The following is a 19,294-nucleotide window of genomic DNA, read 5'->3' on the forward strand; positions in this document are numbered from 1 at the left end:
CCAAGGACGACCGCACATGAAGAGCCTGGTCCACCGCTTTCTCGTCAGCCCCTTCGCACTGCTGCGCGGCCCGGGCCTCGTCGGCCGCATCCAGCGCGCCTGGCGCATCTTCGGCAAGTCGGGCTGGGCCGGTGTGCGGTGGGAGCTGGGCCGCCGCATCGGGGGCCACAACGATTACGACAAGTGGGTCCGCCAGTACGACACGCTCACGCCCGAGCTGCATGCCAAGCTCGCCGGCCGCGTGGCGGCGATGCAGTCGCGGCCGCTGATCTCGGTGGTCATGCCCACCTACAACCCCAACCCGGCATGGCTGCGCGAGGCCATCGAGTCGGTGCGTGCGCAGATCTATCCGGAATGGGAGCTGTGCATCGCCGACGATGCGTCGACCTCGAAGGAGGTGCGCCAGGTCCTCGAGTCTTATCGAGACAGCGATCCGCGCATCAAGGTCGTGTTCCGGCCGAAGAACGGGCACATCTCGGCGTCGTCCAACAGCGCGATCGAGCTCGTCGGCGGGCCGTGGATCGCGCTGATGGACCACGACGACCTGCTGCCCGCGCACGCGCTCTTCTGCGTGGCCGACTGCATCGCGGCACACCCTGACGTGCAGCTGATCTACTCCGACGAGGACAAGGTCGACGAGCATGGACATCGATTCGGCCCTTACTTCAAGCCCGACTGGAACATCGACCTGTTCCGCTCGCAGAACATGTTCAGCCACCTGGGCGTGCTGGCCACCGGCCTCGTGCGCGAGGTGGGTGGATTCCGCGTCGGCCTCGAAGGCTCGCAGGACTGGGATCTCGTGCTGCGCTGCATGGAGCGCCTTGAGCCCGGGCAAGTCCAGCACATCCCCCGTGTGCTCTACCACTGGCGCGTGCATGGCGAGAGCACGGCCAAGTCGATGGCGGCCAAGCCCTATGCGGCGTTGGCAGGCGAGCGGGCGCTCAACGAGCACTTCGCGCGCACCGGAGTGCCGGCCAGCGCGGAGTTCCAGGGCTTCGGTTATCGGGCGCGCTATGCGTTGCCCGAGCCACCGCCCCTCGTGACCTTGATCGTGGTGCCGCGACACGCGTCCGCGCAACTCACCCGATGCGTCGACTCCCTTCTTGGGAAGACCGTCTACCCGCACGTGGAGCTTCTGGTGATGGACACGGGCGATCCAGCGCTGCGTGACGCGATGGCCACGCTTGCAGGCAAGCCAGGCGTCCGCGTACTTCCTGAAGGCAGGGATGCAGGCCAAGCGAAGGCGATCAATGCCACCGTGCTGCAGGCGCGTGGCGATCTGGTGGCAGTGGTCGACAGCGACCTGGAGGTGCTCGCACCCGACTGGTTGTCCGAGATGGCCGCGCTTGCGCTGCAGCCCGGCGTTGGCGCTGTCGGGGCGCGCCTGTGGTATCCCAACGGGACATTGCAGCATGCGGGCCTGCTGCTTGGCGGGGGCGAACGGATCGTCGTCCGCTCTCACCACGGCATGCCCATGGGGCGCGAGGGCTACGGTGGCCGTGCCGCATTGATCCAGTCGTTCTCGGCCGTGTCGGCCGACTGCCTGGTGGTCCGAAAAGCGGCGTTCGATCAGGTCGGCGGATTCGACGAGGCCCACCTGCAGGCTGATTTGGCCGACGTCGATTTCTGCCTGCGGCTGCGCGAGGCCGGCTACCGGAATCTATGGACGCCTTATGCCGAGCTGGCGCACCAGACTGCCACGCAGGGCGGGCGAGATATGCCGCCTGAGCGTCGACAGGGCACGGAGCGCGAGATGGCCCATCTGCGGCAGCGTTGGGCCGACGTCATCGACAACGACCCCGCCTACAGCCCCAACCTCATGCTCGCGCGCGAAGACTTCAGCTACGCCTGGCCCCCCCGCCTGGCCCCGCTCTGATGACGCTGGACGTCTCCGTCGCCCTCTGCACCCGCAACGGCGCATCCTTCCTGCCCGCGCAGGTGCGCAGCATCTGCACCCAGGACCTCCTGCCGCGCGAGATCGTCCTGTCCGACGACGGCTCCAGCGACGACAGCGTGGCGCTGGTGCGCCGGACCATGGCCGAATGCGGTGTGACGTCGAGCGTGGCGCTCACCGTGTTCGAGAACCGCACCCCTCTCGGCGTCACCCGCAACTTCGAGCAGGCCGTGCGCGCCTGCCGGCACGAGCTGATCGCGTTGAGCGATCACGACGACGTATGGCATCCGGGCCGTTTGTCGCGCATGGCCGGCATGTTCGAGGCACGCGCCGACTTGCTGCTGCTCCACACCGATGCGCAACTCGTCGACGCGGACCTCCGCTCGCTGGGCAGCACGTTGTTCGCGGCGCTCGAGGTGCAGCCCGGCGAGCTCGAAGCCATTGCCCGTGGCGATGCCTTCGAAGTGCTGCTGCGCCGCAACCTCGTGACCGGCGCCACCACCGTCTTCCGTCGCAGCCTGCTCGACGTGGCGCTGCCCTTCTCCGAGGAATGGGTGCACGACGAATGGCTGGGGGCGCTCGCCGCGTCTACCGGCCGCCTCGACGTGCTGACCGAGCCGTTGATCGATTACCGTCAGCATGGCCGCAACCAGATCGGCGCGCGACGTCCCACGCTCGCGGACAAGCTGCGCAAGGCGATGGACTCACGCGGCGGCAAGCACGATCAGCGCCTTCGCCGTGCCCAGGCCCTGCTCGACCGGCTGCAGTCGCTGCCCCGGCCCGTGCCCGAGCGCTGGCTCCAGGCCCAGCTCGAGAAGGTTGCCCACCAGCGCTTTCGCGCCGGGTTGCCGGCTTCGCGCCTGGCGCGTCTGTTGCCCGTGCTGCGCGAAGCGGCGAAAGGTCGCTACGACCGCTACGGCCGCGGCAAGCAGGCCATCGCGCAAGACCTGCTCGAACGCGGCTGAGCCCTAGCCGGCGCGCGAGGCCGCGTCGAGCCTGCGGTAGCGCCAGAAGGCCGACGAGGTCCACACCTTCAGCAAGCTCGTCAGGTGCCAGTACAGGTGCCGCCGGCTGCGATGGCTGGCGCGCTGCGCATCGTGACGCGTCTGCAGGTGCTCGGCGATGCGGATCTTCCAGCCTGCCAGGCGCAGGCGTGCGCAGATGTCGAAGTCTTCGCCGTACATGAAGAAGCGCTCGTCGAAGCCGCCGATCTGCCGGTAGGCCTCGCTTCGGAACAGCATGAACAGGCCGGGAATCCAGGCCGGCTCGTCGGGGATGGCATAGCCCGGCTTGCGGCGCGTGAGGATCTCGGTCGGCGTGATGATGGCGCGGTGTTGCTCGGGCGTGGGCTTGCCCGGCTCCAGGATGCGCGGCGCCAGAAGCCCCGCATCGGCCGTCGCATGCGCGAGCAGCGGCGACAGCACGTCGGCGTCGAAGCGGATGTCGGGGTTCAGCACCAGGAACCAGGGCGTCGTGCAGCGCGCGAAGGCCTGGTTGTGATTGGCGCCAAAGCCCATCGGCCGCGCGTTCTCGATGCGCTCCATCGGAATGTCCCACTCGCCGCCGGCCAGTGCGTCGGCCTCGGGAATGTTCAGCGTCAGCAGCACCTTGGCGGTCGCGTCGCGGCCGAAGCGGTCGAGCTGATCGAGCAGGGGGCGGATGAGTTCGAGCTGGCCATGGCTCACGATCGAGACCGTGACGGCGGCAGAGGGCGACGGGTGGGAGGGCATGGTCTAATTTCGCCCGGGGATTCTAGGGTGACCCACCCGAGGCTCCCGCACCTCTGCCCATGCTTACCCTGATCGTCATCAGCTTCCTCCTCTCCGCCATCGCCGTGCAGCTGTTCATGCGCCGGGCCCGCCGCCATGCGCGGCGCTATGGCACCGACATGCCGCAGCGTTTTCACAAAGGCCATGTGCCGCGGCTCGGTGGTGCCGGCATGCTGCTGGGCGTGGGCGTCGCCTGGCTGGTGGCCGGGCTGCCTTCCGATCCCTTCAACGTGAGTTGGCCGGTCAAGCTGTCGGGGCTCACGCTGCTGTGCATCGCACCGGCCGTCATCGCCGGCATCGCCGAAGACCTGACGCAGCGCGTGTCGGTGCGCTACCGGCTCGGGCTCACCATCGCCTCCGCGCTCCTGCTGTGCTGGCTGCTGAAGCTGGGCGTGTCGCGCGTCGGCATTCCCTTCGTCGACGGCTGGCTGCAGACCTGGCCCTGGGTGGCGATGCTGTTCGCGGTCTTCGCCATCGGCGGCCTGCCGCATGCCTTCAACATCATCGACGGCTACAACGGCCTGGCCGGCACGGTCGCCATCCTCGTGTGCCTGGCCATCTCGCACGTGGCGCTGCAGGTGGGCGACCGCCAGCTCGCCGCCATGGTGATCTGCCTGGTCGGCGCCACGGCCGGCTTCCTGATCTGGAACTACCCGCGCGGCAAGATCTTCGCCGGCGACGGTGGCGCGTATGTCTGGGGCATGGTCATCGCGGTGGCGGTGGTCACGCTCGTGCAGCGTCACCGCGTGGTGTCGCCCTGGTTTCCGATGCTGCTGCTCATCTACCCGGTGTGGGAGACGGTGTTCTCGATCTACCGGCGCTTCGCGCGCGGCCAGTCGCCCGGAGACCCGGACGCGCTGCACTTCCACCAGTTGATCTTTCGCCGCATCGTGCGCGTGGCGTTCGCCGACGACGAGGCGCGGCAGCTGCTGGCGCGCAACAACCGGACCTCGCCCTATCTCTGGATCTTCGCGGCGCTGACGGTGGTGCCGGCGGTGCTGTTCTGGAACAACACGCCGGTGCTGATGGCCTTCAGCGCGCTGTTCGTCGCGACCTACGTCGCCGCGTACTTCATGATCGTCCGCTTCAAGGTGCCGCGCTGGCTGCGGCCGTAGCGAAACCCTCGTTCCGTCACAATCCTGCCGCATCCGTCAAATCCACTCCAGACCATGACCGATCCCGTCCTCAACATCCCCCCGCGCGACAAGGCCGAGATCCTGGCCCAGGCGCTGCCCTACATCCGCAAGTTCCACGGCAAGACCATCGTCATCAAGTACGGCGGCAACGCCATGACCGACCCGGCCCTGCAGGCCGACTTCGCCGAAGACGTGGTGCTGCTCAAGCTGGTCGGCATGAACCCGGTGGTGGTCCACGGCGGCGGCCCGCAGATCGAGGCCGCGCTCAACCGGCTGGGCAAGAAGGGGCACTTCATCCAGGGCATGCGCGTGACCGACGCCGAGACCATGGAAGTCGTCGAATGGGTGCTGGCCGGCGAGGTGCAGCAGGACATCGTCGGCCTGATCAACCAGGCCGGTGGCAAGGCAGTGGGCCTGACCGGCCGCGACGGCGGCTTGATCCGCGCCCAGAAGCTCAAGCTGGCCGACCGCAACGACCCGAACGTGCACCACGACGTGGGCCAGGTCGGCGACATCGTCGCCATCGACCCGGGCGTCGTGAAGGCGCTGCAGGACGACGCCTTCATCCCCGTCGTCAGCCCGATCGGCTTCGGCGAGGAGAACGAGAGCTACAACATCAACGCCGACGTGGTGGCCGGTAAGCTCGCCACCGTGCTCAAGGCCGAGAAGCTCATGCTGCTGACCAACACGCCCGGCGTGCTCGACAAGGACGGCAAGCTGCTGACGAACCTCAGCGCCCGCGAGATCGACGAGCTGTTCGCCGACGGCACCATTTCGGGCGGCATGCTGCCCAAGATCGAGGGCGCACTCGACGCGGCCAAGAGCGGCGTCAATACGGTGCACATCATCGACGGGCGGGTGCCGCATGCGATGCTGCTGGAAATCCTCACGGATCAGGCTTACGGGACCATGATCCGAGCGCGGTGACCGTCGCTAACTAGTTGTATTTAAAGGATTTTCAGGGTAATTTCGTAAAATCGAGATTACCGATGAAAACCGATCCGCACCTCTCTGAACTTTCTGCAGCCCAACTGCGCCAATACATCGACGCCGAGGCTGTGTACAGCGCGCTGGAACAGGCTGGCAAGGAGGCGGCCGAGGTGCGAGGCTCGATGTTCTGGCGGCAGCAGGGCGCCCAGACTTATCTGATCCGCAGTACGGCCACCGGTGCGCAGACCTCACTCGGTCCGCGGAGTGATGAGAACGCTGCAATCCATGATCGTTTCGTCGAGCGCAAGGCGGCCGTCGAACAGCGCGTCAAGAATCTGAAGAACTCACTGCTCCAGCAGCAGCGCCTGAATCGCGCGCTCCGCGTGGGACGGACGCCACCCATCGTCGTCGAAACCTTGAACGCGATCGCAACTGCCGGGCTGGAGGCGCATTTCCTGGTCGTAGGCACGCACGCGCTCTATGCCTATGAAGCCGCCGCAGGTGTGATGGTTGAATCCGCCGCCACAGCCACACAGGACGTCGATCTCCTGTTCGACACGCGCAAGCGATTGAGCTTCTGGAGCCAACTCAAGAGACTGGACTCGTCGTTCCTCTCGGTGTTGCGCAAGGCTGATCGAAGTTTTCACGTCAGGCCCGGCCAGCTATACACAGTCGTCAATGACTCCGGCTTTGAAGTCGATGTCGTGCGCCGCATGCAGACCGAAGGCGATCCGCACACGCTGCGGCTGAGCGATGACGAAGACGACCGGTGGCCGGTGCAAGTCTCGACGGGCCAGGATCTGCTGAATGCCGAGCGCTTCAGCAGGATGGTGGTTGCCACGTCGGGCGCCATGGCGCGCATGAACACGGTCGACCCGCGTGCCTTCGTCCGCGTCAAGCGCTGGCTCGCGGCGCGCAAAGACCGCGATCCGCTCAAGCGGCGGAAGGACCGCTTGCAGGCCGACGTCGTCGCGACCTTGATCGACGGCTATCTGCCGCAGTTCGGCCCTCAGGCATAACCACCCGGATTCCCCTGCTGCCACCGCCAGCTGTCCGCGCACATCTGGTCCAGGCTGCGGTGCGCGCGCCAGCCTAGAAGCGACTTGGCAAGCGTCGGGTCCGCCCAGTTGGCAGGCACGTCGCCCGGTCGCCGCGGGCCGATTTCGTAGGCCACGGTCTTGCCGCTCGCGCGTTCGAAGGCTTTCACCACGTCCAGGACCGATGCCCCCTCGCCGGTGCCCAGGTTCAGGGTGACCAGGCCGGGCTGCTTCTCTGCGTGCCGCAGCGCCGCCACATGGCCTTCGGCCAGGTCCGCCACGTGCACGTAGTCGCGCACGCCGGTGCCGTCCGGCGTGGCGTAGTCGCCGCCGTGCACCATCAGCTTGTCGCGCAGGCCCACCGCCACCTGGCTCACGAAGGGCATCAGGTTGTTGGGCTTGCCGTTCGGATGCTCGCCGATCAGGCCGCTCTCGTGGGCACCGACCGGGTTGAAGTAGCGCAGCAGCCCGATGCGCCACGCCGGGTGGGCGCGGTGCAGGTCGCGCAGCGACTCCTCCACCATCAGCTTCGAGCGGCCATACGGGTTGGTCGGCCGCAGCGCCGCGTCTTCGGGCACGGGCGAGGTGTCGGGGTCGCCGTACACGGTGGCCGACGAGGAAAAGATCAGCGTGCGCACGCCCGCGGCCTGCATGGCCTCGACCAGCACCCAGCTGCCGTACACGTTGTTCTGGTAGTAGCCGATCGGGTCGGCCACCGAGTCGCCCACCGCCTTCAGGCCAGCGAAATGGATGACGCCGCCGATGGCTTCTTCGCGGAACAGCCGGTCGAGCAGGGCCCGATCGCGCACGTCGCCTTCGACGAAGCGCGGCTTCTGACCCGTGATCTGCGCCAGCCGGTCGAGCACGCGCACGTCGCTGTTGCCCAGGTTGTCGAGGATCAGCGGCACGTAACCGGCCGCCGCTAGCGCCACGCAGGTGTGGCTGCCGATGAAGCCGGCCCCGCCGGTTACCAGAATCGTTGGGCTCATCGTCCTTCTTTCGCGGAACTGTTGAAAACTCGTCAATTCTGCGCGACACACATAGCGGCGCCAGTTGGCACACGCTAACTATGCTGTGCGAGAATCATTTTTTTACATTTTGCACGCGCCCATGCAGAACGACGAGACCAGCGCACCGAGTGCCTCCGCGAGTTCAGCGAGTCCGGACAACCTCGAGCCGGGAGCAACCCCGGCCCGCAAGCGGCCCAAGCCCGGCGAGCGGCGCGTGCAGATCCTCCAGGCCCTGGCTGCCATGCTCGAACAACCCGGTGCAGAGCGCGTGACGACTGCGGCGCTGGCCGCCCGGCTGTCCGTCAGCGAGGCAGCGCTCTATCGGCACTTCGCCAGCAAGGCGCAGATGTTCGAAGGCTTGATCGACTTCATCGAGCAAAGCGTCTTCACCCTCGTCAACCAGATCACCGACCGCTCCGCGCCGGGCGAGGAGCAAGCCTCGCGAATCGTCGCCATGCTGGTGCAGTTCGCTGAAAAGAACCCGGGGATGACGCGCGTGATGGTGGGCGATGCGCTGGTCTACGAGAACGAGCGCCTGCAGAACCGCATGAACCAGTTCTTCGACAAGATCGAAGCGACGCTGCGCCAGGCCCTGCGTGGCGCGGCGACGGCCGATGGCTCGGCGACGCCCACCGTCGACGCGCAGGTACGTGCTTCGGCGCTCACCGCCTTCGTGGTCGGGCGCTTGCAGCGCTTCGCGCGCTCGGGGTTCCGCCGCGCGCCGTCCGAACACCTGGACGCCGCCGTCGCGTTGATGCTCTGAGCCGCGCGTTGGCGGCGCGTTGACGGCGCGCTGATTCGGCCGCCCTACTGCGTGGCCGTCACTGCGATGCGGTTGTCGACCGCATCGACGCCGTTGACGGTGCGCGCGATCTGCTCGGCCCGCGTCTTCGCTGCGGCGCTCGGCGCCGAACCGCTCAACTGCACGGTTCCGCCGTGCGAGGCCACGTCGATGTTGCGCGGGCCCAGTTCCGGGTCGCGTGCGATCGCCGCCGACACCGACACGGTGAGCGCCGTGTCGTTCGTCTTCGAGCCCAACTCGGCGCCTGCGTTCTTCACGGCCTGCTTGGCGGCCTCGACGTCCTGTTTCACCTCTGCCGACTTGAAGAAGGAAACGGTGTTGTCACGCGCTTTCTCGGCCAGGTCAGCCGCCTTGTTGGCCGCTGCGGCCGTGGCCTTCTCGGTCTTGTCGACGGCGTTGTCGATGTTCTGCCGGGCCTGTTCCTTGTTGGCCTCGGGGCCGCAACCTGCAAGCGACAGCGTGAGGACGCCGGCCAACAGCACGGTCGCGGGCAGCCGTCGCAGAGATCGAGGTGCCGCAACGGGCAGCATGTGTGTGCGAAGTGTCATGAAGCATCTCCTTTCGGCATGCGACGTGGAGCGCCGCGCATCGTTTCGATCAACGATGCCAGACGGGCCACGCCGCCCGTGCCGCTGGCCGCGCGGCCGATGAAGGCGCCGGCGGCGGCGGCGATCAGCGCGCGGCCGATGATCGAACGGCTGCGGCCGGTGGCCATCAAGAGCAGGACCCCGGTCCCCAGCACGATCAGGTGCTCGCCCGGAAAGTCGGTGCGGCGCGCGTCGTATTCCTTGATCGCGGCCAGCCAGTTCGTCATGGTCATGCGGACTCCTTTGTCGGACTTCGTTCATAGCTGCCGCGTGCCACCGGCGATGTAGGCAAGCGCCGAAACTCGGTCGTCGACTCTCACCGGTGCGAGGGCCTCGGCCGGCACACAGGGGCAGGGCAAGGCCCCTAGTCGGCGTCGCGCACCTTGTGCTGCGCCGTCAGTTGCTGCTGCGTGGCCGGTGGCACGGCTTCGTAGTGCGACAGCTCGATGCTGTAGCGACCCTGGCCGCTGGTCATCGCGTTGAGCCGCGACTGGTAGCCCGACAGCTCCGACATCGGCACCTGCCCGCGCACCAGCACCGTGCCGGCCGACGCGTTGGCGGTGCCGGTCACCAGCCCGCGCCGCGACGACAGATCGCCGGTGATGTCGCCGATGGCGCCGTCGGGTGCCGCGATGTCGATCTTCACCACCGGCTCCAGCACGATCGGCCGCGCCTCCTGGATCGCCGCGACGAAGGCCTTGCGGCCCGCGGTCGCGAACGCGATGTCCTTGCTGTCCACGCTGTGGCTCTTGCCGTCGTAGACCGTGACGCGCACGTCGACCACCGGGTAGCCCGCGATCGCGCCGTGCTCCAGCACCTCGCGCACGCCTTTTTCGACCGCGGGGATGAACTGGAAGGGAATCGCGCCGCCCTTGACCTCGTCCCGGAACTCGAAGCCCGTGCCGCGCGCCAGCGGCTCCACGCGCAAGAACACCTCGCCGAACTGCCCCGCACCGCCGGTCTGCTTCTTGTGCCGGTGGTGGCCTTCGGCCGGCGCCGTCACCGTTTCGCGGTAGGCGATGCGCGGCGGGCGCGTGTTGACCTCGAAGCGGTACATCTCGCGCAGCCGGTCGAGCAGCACGCGCAGGTGCAGTTCGCCCAGGCCGTAGACGATGGTCTCGTTGGTCACCGCCACGTGCTCGACCCGCAGGCACGGATCTTCGTCGACCAGCTTGCCGAGGATTTCCCACAGCCGCTGCTCGTCGCCGTGCCGCTGCGGTTCGATCGCGAGGCCGTGCACCGGAATCGGAAAGTCCAGCGGCGCCAGGTGCACGTGGTCGTCTTCTGCCGCGTCGTGCAGCACCGCGTCGAAGTGGATCTCTTCCACCTTCGCCACGGCCGCGATGTCGCCGGGCAGCACGCGCTGCACCTCCACGTATTCCTTGCCCTGGAGCATGAAGAGATGCCCCACCTTGAAAGGCTTGCGGCCGTCGCCCACGAAGAGCTGGCTGTCGCGCGTGATCGTGCCCTGGTGCACGCGGAAGATGCCCATCTTGCCGACGTAGGGGTCGACCGTGACCTTGAAGACGTGGGCCAGCACGTGCAGCGAAGGGTCCGGCTTCGCCGCCATCGGCTGGGCCTCTTCGCCCTCGCCGACCAGAAAGTCCGGCGGGTTGGCCTCTGTCGGGTCGGGCAGCAGCTTGACGATCACGTCGAGCAGCTCGCCGATGCCCGCGCCATTGCGTGCCGAGACGAAGCACACCGGAATCAGGTGGCCCTCGCGCAGCGCCTGCTCCAGCGGCGCGTGCAGTTCGCTCGCATCCACGTCGCCTTCTTCCAGGTAACGGTCGACGAAGGCCGCGTCCACCTCCACCACCTGCTCCACCAGCTTGCGGTGGGCGGCCTCCACGTCGCCCATGCTGCAGCCGCCTTCGCGGTTGTAGAAGCAGTCCAGCACCTTCGTGCCGCCGTCGTCGGGCAGGTTGACCGGCAGGCACTCGCGGCCGAAGGCGGCCTGGATCTGCCCGAGCAGCGCCGCCATGTCGACGCCCTGGGCGTCGATCTTGTTGACGATCACCATGCGCGCCAGCTTGCGCTGCGCCGCATGCTCCATCATGCGTACCGCCATCGGCTCGATGCCCGCGGTCGCGTTGATGACCACCGCCGCCGTCTCCACCGCCTCGAGCGCCGGCAGGCTCTGCCCCAGAAAGTCGGCACCGCCCGGCGTGTCGAGAAAGTGGATGCGCGTGCCGGCATGGGCCAGGTGCATCACGGAAGAGTTGAGCGAGTGCTGTATCCGCTTCTCGAGCGGGTCATGGTCGCTGACCGTGCTGCCGCGCTCCACGCTGCCCGCGGCGCCGATCGCGCCGGACTTGAGCAGCAGCGCCTCTGCCAGGGTGGTCTTGCCCGTGGCAGCCGGGCCGACCAGCGCCAGGGTGCGCACCGCTTCCATCTCGGCCAGGAGGCCGTTCGTTCGGCTTGGCATGGACATCTCCTTCGCGCCTTGGCAGGCGCTTCGGGCGGCCCGGTGGAACGGGCGGTGCGCCCTCTCGCGGGGCCAGCGTACGGGATTGGCCGGCCCGGCGCAAGGGCGGAAAAGCCTCGCCCGGGCATGGCGCAAAGCGGCCGGCGCGCACTAAGATGCTCGCCCGCCCCGGGGGCATCCGGTGAAACGCGAACCGAGAGGCGGTGACTTCATGAAGATCGCGCTCGACGACAAGACCCTGTTCGGCAACGACGCCGGCGAGGACGAGAAAGAGGACATGCTGATGTCCTACTTCGTGGACCAGCCCGCCTTCGCGGACTTCCTCAATCCCCGCGAGCGTCTCTGGATCGCGACCGGGCGCAAGGGGATCGGCAAGTCGGCACTGCTGGTGCGCTTCGCCCACCTCATGCGCACGCAGGCGATCGGGGCGCGCCCGATCGTGATCCCGGCCGTCCCTTCGCAGCTGGTCGCGCTGCGAGAGCCGCCCCAGACCGACAACCCCTCGTTGCTCGAAAACTACTGGAAGCAGGTGATCTGCAGCGCCATCAACATGGAATTGGCGCGCGACATCGGCTTCGCGTGGACCGACAACCAGATGGCGCTGGTGGAGTCCGCCGAGCTGGCGGGCTTCGCCGGCCGCAACCTCATCGGCGCGCTGCTGTCGCGCCTGGTCGGCAAGATCAACGTCGCGGGCATGGTCGACATCACGCCCACGCCCCGTCCCGCCGCCAGCCACGCGCAGCTGCTGCAGCGCCTGTCGAGCGAGGAGGGCCTGCGCCGGCCGGTGTGGTTCCTGCTCGACGACATCGATGCCAAGTTCCAGGCTTCGCCGTGGCAGCAAGCCTTCGTCGCCTCTTTCTGTACCGCGGCACGCCACTTGGTGAGGGAGACCACCGGCATCGGCATCCGCGCGAGCGTCCGTACCGACGTCTGGACCAGCCTCAGCGTGACCGAGGACACGGACAAAGTGGAGCAGTACCGCACCGAGATCGGTTGGTCCGCCTCGCAGCAGCGCGCGCTGCTGGCGGCACGCATCCTGGCGTACGCGCGGCGCAACGACCCAGCCTCCGAAGTCGCGCGAACCTGGAACACCCAGGACCACGCAGACGCCTTGATCGAACTCGCCTTCACCGCCCGCATGAAATGGGGCCAGGCCACCGCACCTGCCGAGCACGTGCTGCGCGTGCTGGCCGGCGGCCGTCCGCGCTGGATCGCGCAGCTCTGCCGCATGGCCGGCGTGAACGCGGCGCGCGACGGCAAGGAGCGCATCGCCATGCATCACGTGTCGCAGGCGATGGGCGAGTTCGGTCGGCGGCGCCTGTCGGACTTGTACAAGGAGCACCAGCACCAGTTCGCCGACATGCGGCGGCTGGTGGAGTGCTTCAGCGGCGGGCCGCGGCGCTACGCGACCGATGACCTCCTCCGCCGCATCGACGATCACTATCTGGCCCGCACCCGGCCCGATGCCGTCCCGCCGGTGGACGGCGCGCCCTTTCGCGACGGCCTGCAGCTCGCGCGCTTTCTCTTCAAGTGCGGCTTCTTCAACGGCAACAACGCCGGCAAAGCGTCGCTCGCGGTCCCGGAATTCGTGGGCTACGACACCCGCCCGGACCTGCTCGAGGCCGACACCAACCTCGACGACGGCATGAGCTGGGAATTGCAGCCGGCCTACCGCAACATCCTCAACATCAAATAGTCGTCTTTCTTTTTGAAAGGCAGCTGCCATCGATCGTTCTCGGCATCAGAAGGGCTGCGATGGTCGCCGGCCCGAAACAAGGAGCCCGACATGACGCGCCGAACCCACGCCCGAGTCCAGCGGCTCGGTCGATCGATGAACGAGTTTCCCGCCGCTAGTGGGTCGTTGCGACTTTCCTGCCTGCAACGGCCCAACGACGGGAGCCGGCTTCCACCCTAAGCATGGGCCATCGCCCGCGAGGTGCCATGCAATAGGACGCTGCCTCCCAGGCCTCGCTCCGCCCCGGCATGGCCTCGCCGCCGCGTCCACACGATGCGCGGCTCGTATAAGCTCTGGGGCCCCCATCCTCCAGCCGGCCGTGCCATGACCCTCGCCACGCTGCTCGTCTTCTCCGCGGTGGCGCTCATCGCCATCGCCACCCCCGGCCCCACCGTCCTTCTTGCCCTGGCCAACGGCTCGCGCTTCGGCGTGCGCCGTGCCATCCCCGGCATGCTGGGCGCGGTCGCTTCCGACTTCGTGCTGGTGGGTGCTGTCGCCCTGGGCCTGGGTGCGCTGCTCGCGGCCTCGGAGTTCTGGTTCTCGGTGCTCAAGTGGGTGGGCGCGGCCTACCTGGCCTGGCTCGGCTTCCGCCTGCTGCGCTCCAAGGGCGGGCTCGATCTCTCGCAGCAGGAGGCGCTGCAGGGCAAGAGCAGCCCGCGCGCTATCTTCGCCAAGTCTTTTCTTGTGGCCGTGACCAACCCCAAGGGCTACCTGTTCTGCTCGGCGCTGATGCCGCAGTTCATCGACCCGAGCGCTTCGCAATGGCCGCAGTACGCCGTCATCGCCATCGTGTTCGCGGGCCTCGACTTCTCGGTCATGCTGGCCTATGCCGTGATCGGTGCGCGCGCCGTCAAGCTGCTGCACCGGCGTGCCGTGCTGTGGCTCGACCGCCTGTGCGGCGGCGCGTTGCTGGCGCTGGCCGGCTCGCTGGCCTTCTACCGCCGCAGCGCAACTTGACCTGACTTGCCCCCTCTCCCGCTCGCGGGAGAGGGCTGGGGTGAGGGCGCATCAGCCTTCCTCCATCTCGAACGGTGGCACCACCCTCCCATCCACATCGGTGAACCCATACTCCCGCGCCAGATCCCCCACCCGGTGCACCGCACCGCTCTTCTTCAACACCTGCGCATCCCCCGCCAGCGCCGCAATCGCCCGACCCAGGTAGCGCGGCGACTCGGTGCGCGCCAGGGCAGGGCGCTCCTGCCAATGCGCCTCGTCCGTCTGGTGGCCGACGAGCACGAACTCCGTGCGCATCCAACCCGGCGACACTGCCAGCGACGCCACGCCATGAGGCCGCAGTTCCTTTGCCATGCCGAAGGCCAGCCGCGACATAGAGGCCTTGGCCAGGTCGTAGAACAGGTTGCCGCGCAGGTAGCGGTCGCGGTCCCAGAAGGTGGTGGTCGCGATCAGGCCGCGACCTTGACGCACCATCGTCGGCGCCGCGAATCGGCTGGCCAGCAGGTGGTTGCGCACGCCCCGGTCGAACATCGAGTCCCAGTTCGACAGCGGATGCTCCCAGAAGGGCGCCTCGAACACGCCATTGAAGGTCTCGTGTCCGCCCCAGGCGTTGTTGACCAACAAGTCGAGCCGGCCGGTATCGCTTGCGACGCGGGCGAACAAGGCCGCCACGTCTTCCTCTTTCGTGTGGTCGCATGGCACCGCAATGCCGCGGCCGCCCATGCGCGTCACGTCATCGGCCGTGTCGTCGATGCTGCCAGGAAGCCTGTCGAGGCCCGACAGCGCCATCAGCTGGCCATAGCCCTGCGCCGGCCGCTCGCGTGTGCTGCGACCCGTGACGTAGACCGTGGCACCCGCGGCGCCCAGCTCCACCGCGATGCCGCGCCCCGCGCCTCGGCTGGCGCCCGTCACCACCGCCACGCAGTCCTTCAGTGCTCGTTCCATTCGTTGCCCTTCTTCTTGGTCGTCGAAAGCCGCGAACGATAGATCGCGTTCAGGCCGGTGTCTTGGAAGAAGCCGAAACCGCGCGGCCGAGGAACTCGGTCGGCGTGAGCCCGCACAGCGCGCGGAACTCGTTGGCCAGGTGCGACTGGTCGTAGTAGCCGCTGTCCAGTGCCACCGCGGCCCAGTCGGGCATGCGCTCCCGGCGCAGTGCGCGCAGGCAGCCGTGCAGCCGCGCCAGCCGGCCCAGTGCACGCGGCGACAGGCCGACCTGGGCGTTGAAGAGCTGTTGAAGGCGCCGTTCTCCGACGCCAACCGCCTCGGCCACCTCGCGCAGTGGACGCTGGCCGGCAGATGCGACGATGAGCTGCACGGCCCGCGCCGCGGCTCGCTGCATCGCCGCGTCGCGTTCGCTCGCACGCAAACGCGCAACCAGCGCGTCGCTCAAGAGCGCCATGCGTGCAGCATCGTCGCGTGCGTTGGCCATGCGCTCCAGCAGCACGCCGGCCGCGCCACGCCAGAGGGCATCCAGCGGCACCGAGAGGCCGCGCAGTTCGCCTGCAGGCAGACCCAGCATGCGCGCTGCTGTGCCGGCGCGCAGCGTGACGGAGACGCCATCCATGCGACCGTGCAGTCGCACCAGCGCAGGCGTGACCGAAGCACCGATCGCCATCGTGGCATGGCCCGGCGCGGGCGCGTCGCCGAAGCTGAAGACCAGCCGCACCGCGCCGTCGGGCAGCACGCGCTCGACTACCTCTGCGCCGCCGAAGTCTTCGCGATACAGCATCACGTTCGCCACATGGCCGCGAAGCGCTTCGCCGATCGCGACGCCTTGCAGCGTGCCGGCGGGCACGTCGGCTTCCGGCCCGTGGACCGGGTCGTCGTCGAGGCGCAGGAAGAGTCGTTCAGGCATGGGGGTGGGCAGCTTTGCTGCATCCTACTTCGCAGCCTGGCGAACGCCTGCATGGGCCGCGCATGTCGAATAGTTGGCATATCAACACGGTGCAAAAACGACGCGCGTCGTATTGACCACAAGCCCTCGGCATGGCGCCGCGACTTTCCTCACGCCTTCATTCGTTTTGACGGCAGCCCATGTTCGAAGCCGCTGCTTTTCAGCGACGCTTAAGTTTCCAACAGGAGACTGAATTCATCAGGAAGCCTCCTGACAAGCGAATGAAAAACCTGAAAAGGATCAATGCCATGATGCCGACCCAAGTGCCCGCGCCTCTCACGCCCGCGCAGATCCAATGCGTGATCGACCTGCTCGAATGCCGTGAACTGGCGCCGAAGGAAACGGCCGTGAAGTTCTACGAATTGGCAAAGGCCGGCTTCTTCACCGAGGCCCAGCAGGAAGCGCTTGAAATGCTCTTCGCGCTCGACGACGACGAGATTCCCGATGCGCTGCTGGAGTTTGCCGACGAAGACGCCCGCGACATCGTTCGTCATGGGCTGGCGCACGAAGCGCGGATGCGCTACGTGCGTGCTTGAGTCGAGACTGTCGGTGGTTCGAGGGCCTGGCAATCAGGCCCGCAAGCATTCAAACGGCGTCGAAGTAATCCTCGACGCGCGGCTCGGGATGCTGCCTCAAGTGATGTCTGATTGCCCGGTTGGCGTTGGAGAACGCAGCGGTGTTGACGAGCGCCAGAGTGGTGGCGTCTTCAGGCCCGCTTGATGCAAAGTCGCCTAGATGGGCGGCGAGCGCCGGATCCACCAGCTGCGGCGAAACAACACGGGGATCATTGGCACCAAAAACTGCTTGTGCAGCCGCCCGGACGATGACTTGTTGGTAGTGCTTTCGGCGATTTGTCCGGATGGCTTCAGCAGTCTCTTCGCTTGGCGGCGCTGACGGAATACTGAGCCGTCGAAGGTTCGCGTTCGATCTGACCCCTTCGACAAGAATGTTCCAATACGGGGAGCCGAAGCCGAGAACCTCCACATGAGAGAGCTTCGATTCCGGTCTGTTGAACAGGTAAACCAGTTCGCACGACATCAGTGCAGAAACAAGTTTGCTGTCAGCAAGATGCTTGAGATCGATGTGGAGGTACTCCACTTCGCATCTATTGGACAGAGTGCGCAGGGTGTTTAGCCAGGACTCATTGTCAAGCGAGCATTGGGTGATGCACAGTCTGGCGACTCCTGGCGCCTGCAACGGGCTGTGCTTCCATTCGAATCTGCAGTTCCTGAAAGCCAGCGCGTGCGGACCCTCGTAGGTTCGAAGCGCGTCGGATATGGTCGCGTGGGCTTCCAGATCAATGCGCAAGCGTTCGAAGGTGAGTCGATTGGGTCGCGTGCGCTCGATGACGGCAGCCAGCAAATCGGGGGCGCACCTGCCCTTCACGTGAAGCGATTGCAATGGAGGCTGTCTGCCCGGGAACGTTCGAGCCAGCCTGCCGGGTGCCATGCCTACCCAATTGAGCACGAGTTGTTCCGGCCTCATCTCGCAAATGACATCGAGAAGTGTCTCTGCCTCTCCGCCTTCGTTCACTCCCAGGAACTGAAGCTCGAGCGTTTTGATCGGGCGGCTCGAGGGCAAGGCGTCCAGAAGCACGCGGAGCGCGAAAGCGTCCAATGGGCCGCACAGCGTCAAGGTCGTGATCTTGATCTTCCGCAGAATTTGTTCGAGGTCGACGGATGCGCCGTGGCGCATGCATTCCATGACCAGTGCGCTGCGCTCCGCCTGGCTGGCAGGAACACCATTCGCGATGAGATTGCCGAGCAACGGCATGTCGTCGCGCCTTGTCAGCGACCCGGAGAAGTCCAGGATGCCCGCGGCAGAGGAATGGTTGGTTCACGCTGTGGGTAACGAGAGGCAGGAACTGCTCCGGGGCCGGGAAATGGATGAAAACATGAGATGAATCGTTGGCTGGGGGCGTGCTCGGCGTGCACGGTGAGCCGTCTCAGTGGCAGGTCCTCCAACGATGGTTCCCGCGCGTGATCGCTCGAGTCGCCGCAGATCGCTTCATTCCGCCGCCAGCGGCTCCGCATCCCTCAGCCACGCATCCACCAGCGTGTACGACACCGCCAGCATCACCGGGCCCACGAAGATGCCCACCAACCCGAAGCCCAGCAGACCGCCGATCACGCCCGCGAAGATCAGCACCAGCGGCAGGTCGGCGCCGCGGCGGATGAGGATGGGGCGCAGGAAGTTGTCCATCGTGCCCACGATGACGGTCCACACGAGCAGAAAGACGCCCCAGCCGGTCGAGCCGCTCCAGAACACCCAGATCATGGCAGGCGCCAACACCAGCGTGGGCCCGACCTGCACGATGCACAGCATGAACATCACCGCGGTGAGCAGCGCCGCGAAGGGCACGCCGGCAATCGCGAGGCCGATGCCGCCCATCACCGCCTGAACGAAGGCGGTCACGCCCACGCCCAGCGCCACGCCGCGGATCGCCTTGCCGGCCAGGATCACCGCGTCTTCGCCCCGCTGGCCGCCCAGCTTGAAGCCGAAGCGGCGCACCACGGCGGCGGCCGACTCGCCGCTCGCGAACATCATCGCGGCGATGACCACCGTCAGCAGAAACTGCAGCGTCAGCGCGCCCAGCACGCCCGCCTGCGCGAAGAGCCAGGTCGTGACCTGCCGCGCATAGGGCGTGACCTTGGCTTCGAGGCCCGCCACGCCCGAGGCCATGAGGTCGTTCCAGGCGGCGACGATGCGCGGGCCCGCGAAGGGCAGGCGAGCCACCCAGTCGGGCAAGTGCGGCGGGCCCTGGCTGACCAGCGACCGGAACCAGGCCACCACCTCTTCCGCGTTGGCCGCGATGGTCGAGATGGCCAACGTGAGCGGCAGCACGAAGAGCAGGAGCAGGATGATCACCATGGCCAGCACGGCCAGCCAACGGCGCCTCCACAGCCGCGCCTGGATCCACAGGAAGGCCGGCCAGGTCGCGACCACCACCATGGCGGCCCAGATGGTCGCGCCCAGGAAGGGACGCAGGATCCACAGCGACGAGCCGATCAGCAGGGCCAGGGTCAGCACGCCGAAAGTGGTCTTGGCAAGGTCGGAGCGGGGGATGGACATGGCTGGGCGTCGGTGCTGCGAAGCATCGCAGTGTGCGCGAAGTGGCGTG

Annotated in this window: 18 protein-coding genes; 9 read left to right on the top strand and 9 right to left on the bottom strand. The window is 67.2% G+C overall.

Going from position 1 to position 19,294, the window contains the following annotated elements; all coding sequences use genetic code 11:
- Positions 1 to 16: 16 nt before the first annotated feature.
- Both B0W80_RS08315 and B0W80_RS08320 read left to right on the top strand, forming a co-directional pair.
- Positions 17 to 1,876 (top strand): glycosyltransferase, encoded by a 1,860-nt coding sequence (locus tag B0W80_RS08315; protein ID WP_076998656.1) that lies wholly within the window; start codon positions 17 to 19, stop codon positions 1,874 to 1,876.
- Positions 1,876 to 2,859 (top strand): glycosyltransferase, encoded by a 984-nt coding sequence (locus B0W80_RS08320; RefSeq protein WP_076998657.1) that lies wholly within the window; start codon positions 1,876 to 1,878, stop codon positions 2,857 to 2,859. Before B0W80_RS08315 ends, B0W80_RS08320 begins: the two co-directional genes overlap by 1 nt.
- Positions 2,860 to 2,862: 3 nt before the next feature.
- Here the strand turns inward: B0W80_RS08320 and B0W80_RS08325 are convergent, their stop codons facing one another.
- Complete coding sequence (locus B0W80_RS08325; protein ID WP_076998658.1) at positions 2,863 to 3,624, bottom strand: glycosyltransferase family 2 protein; 762 nt, start codon at positions 3,622 to 3,624, stop codon at positions 2,863 to 2,865.
- A gap of 59 nt (positions 3,625 to 3,683) precedes the next feature.
- Here B0W80_RS08325 and B0W80_RS08330 point away from each other — a divergent pair, with 59 nt between their 5' ends.
- From B0W80_RS08330 to B0W80_RS08340, 3 genes are all read left to right on the top strand, one after another.
- A complete protein-coding gene (locus tag B0W80_RS08330; protein WP_076998659.1) occupies positions 3,684 to 4,778 on the top strand; it encodes a glycosyltransferase family 4 protein in 1,095 nt (364 codons plus the stop codon).
- Between the two features lie 54 nt (positions 4,779 to 4,832).
- Positions 4,833 to 5,726, top strand: a complete 894-nt coding sequence (argB, locus tag B0W80_RS08335) for an acetylglutamate kinase (RefSeq protein WP_076998660.1) — start codon at positions 4,833 to 4,835, stop codon at positions 5,724 to 5,726.
- A gap of 62 nt (positions 5,727 to 5,788) precedes the next feature.
- Positions 5,789 to 6,748, top strand: a complete 960-nt coding sequence (locus tag B0W80_RS08340) for a GSU2403 family nucleotidyltransferase fold protein (RefSeq protein WP_076998661.1) — start codon at positions 5,789 to 5,791, stop codon at positions 6,746 to 6,748.
- On the opposite strand, the gene galE is transcribed toward B0W80_RS08340, so the two are convergent.
- Positions 6,739 to 7,755, bottom strand: coding sequence for a UDP-glucose 4-epimerase GalE (gene galE / locus B0W80_RS08345; protein ID WP_076998662.1), 1,017 nt, complete (start codon positions 7,753 to 7,755; stop codon positions 6,739 to 6,741). The genes B0W80_RS08340 and galE overlap by 10 nt on opposite strands.
- A 121-nt stretch (positions 7,756 to 7,876) precedes the next feature.
- Between galE and slmA the strand changes: the two genes are divergently transcribed.
- The gene (gene slmA, locus B0W80_RS08350; protein ID WP_076998663.1) at positions 7,877 to 8,539 is read left to right on the top strand and encodes a nucleoid occlusion factor SlmA; all 663 of its coding nucleotides are present in this window, start codon (positions 7,877 to 7,879) and stop codon (positions 8,537 to 8,539) included.
- A 44-nt stretch (positions 8,540 to 8,583) separates the two neighbouring features.
- Here the strand turns inward: slmA and B0W80_RS08355 are convergent, their stop codons facing one another.
- From B0W80_RS08355 to fusA, 3 genes are all read right to left on the bottom strand, one after another.
- Complete coding sequence (locus B0W80_RS08355; protein ID WP_083745254.1) at positions 8,584 to 9,126, bottom strand: BON domain-containing protein; 543 nt, start codon at positions 9,124 to 9,126, stop codon at positions 8,584 to 8,586.
- Complete coding sequence (locus B0W80_RS08360) at positions 9,123 to 9,398, bottom strand: hypothetical protein (RefSeq protein ID WP_076998665.1); 276 nt, start codon at positions 9,396 to 9,398, stop codon at positions 9,123 to 9,125. The genes B0W80_RS08355 and B0W80_RS08360 overlap by 4 nt, the downstream gene beginning before the upstream one ends.
- 131 nt (positions 9,399 to 9,529) lie before the next feature.
- Positions 9,530 to 11,590, bottom strand: coding sequence for an elongation factor G (gene fusA / locus B0W80_RS08365; protein ID WP_076998666.1), 2,061 nt, complete (start codon positions 11,588 to 11,590; stop codon positions 9,530 to 9,532).
- A 211-nt stretch (positions 11,591 to 11,801) separates the two neighbouring features.
- On the opposite strand from fusA, the gene B0W80_RS08370 reads away from it, so the two are divergent.
- Both B0W80_RS08370 and B0W80_RS08375 read left to right on the top strand, forming a co-directional pair.
- Entirely contained in the window at positions 11,802 to 13,286 is a 1,485-nt protein-coding gene (locus B0W80_RS08370) for a P-loop ATPase, Sll1717 family (RefSeq protein WP_076998667.1), read from the top strand.
- Between the two features lie 363 nt (positions 13,287 to 13,649).
- Positions 13,650 to 14,282: a LysE family translocator gene (locus B0W80_RS08375; protein WP_076998668.1), complete on the top strand. Its 633-nt coding sequence runs from the start codon at positions 13,650 to 13,652 to the stop codon at positions 14,280 to 14,282.
- 51 nt (positions 14,283 to 14,333) lie between these two features.
- On the opposite strand, the gene B0W80_RS08380 is transcribed toward B0W80_RS08375, so the two are convergent.
- Together B0W80_RS08380 and B0W80_RS08385 are read right to left on the bottom strand one after the other, a co-directional pair.
- Positions 14,334 to 15,224, bottom strand: a complete 891-nt coding sequence (locus B0W80_RS08380; protein ID WP_076998669.1) for an SDR family oxidoreductase — start codon at positions 15,222 to 15,224, stop codon at positions 14,334 to 14,336.
- A gap of 49 nt (positions 15,225 to 15,273) precedes the next feature.
- Positions 15,274 to 16,134 (bottom strand): AraC family transcriptional regulator, encoded by an 861-nt coding sequence (locus B0W80_RS08385; protein ID WP_076998670.1) that lies wholly within the window; start codon positions 16,132 to 16,134, stop codon positions 15,274 to 15,276.
- Between the two features lie 179 nt (positions 16,135 to 16,313).
- Between B0W80_RS08385 and B0W80_RS08390 the strand changes: the two genes are divergently transcribed.
- On the top strand, positions 16,314 to 16,709 hold the full coding sequence (locus B0W80_RS08390; protein WP_143684530.1) for a hypothetical protein: 396 nt from the start codon (positions 16,314 to 16,316) through the stop codon (positions 16,707 to 16,709).
- 49 nt (positions 16,710 to 16,758) lie between these two features.
- Here B0W80_RS08390 and B0W80_RS08395 read toward each other — a convergent pair whose 3' ends face one another.
- Together B0W80_RS08395 and ydiK are read right to left on the bottom strand one after the other, a co-directional pair.
- Complete coding sequence (locus B0W80_RS08395) at positions 16,759 to 17,946, bottom strand: hypothetical protein (RefSeq protein ID WP_076998672.1); 1,188 nt, start codon at positions 17,944 to 17,946, stop codon at positions 16,759 to 16,761.
- Positions 17,947 to 18,180: 234 nt separating this feature from the next.
- Positions 18,181 to 19,245: an AI-2E family transporter YdiK gene (gene ydiK / locus B0W80_RS08400; RefSeq protein ID WP_076998673.1), complete on the bottom strand. Its 1,065-nt coding sequence runs from the start codon at positions 19,243 to 19,245 to the stop codon at positions 18,181 to 18,183.
- Positions 19,246 to 19,294: the final 49 nt, after the last annotated feature.

The sequence above is a fragment of the Variovorax sp. KK3 genome, assembly GCF_001984055.1.
GTDB lineage: Bacteria > Pseudomonadota > Gammaproteobacteria > Burkholderiales > Burkholderiaceae_C > Variovorax.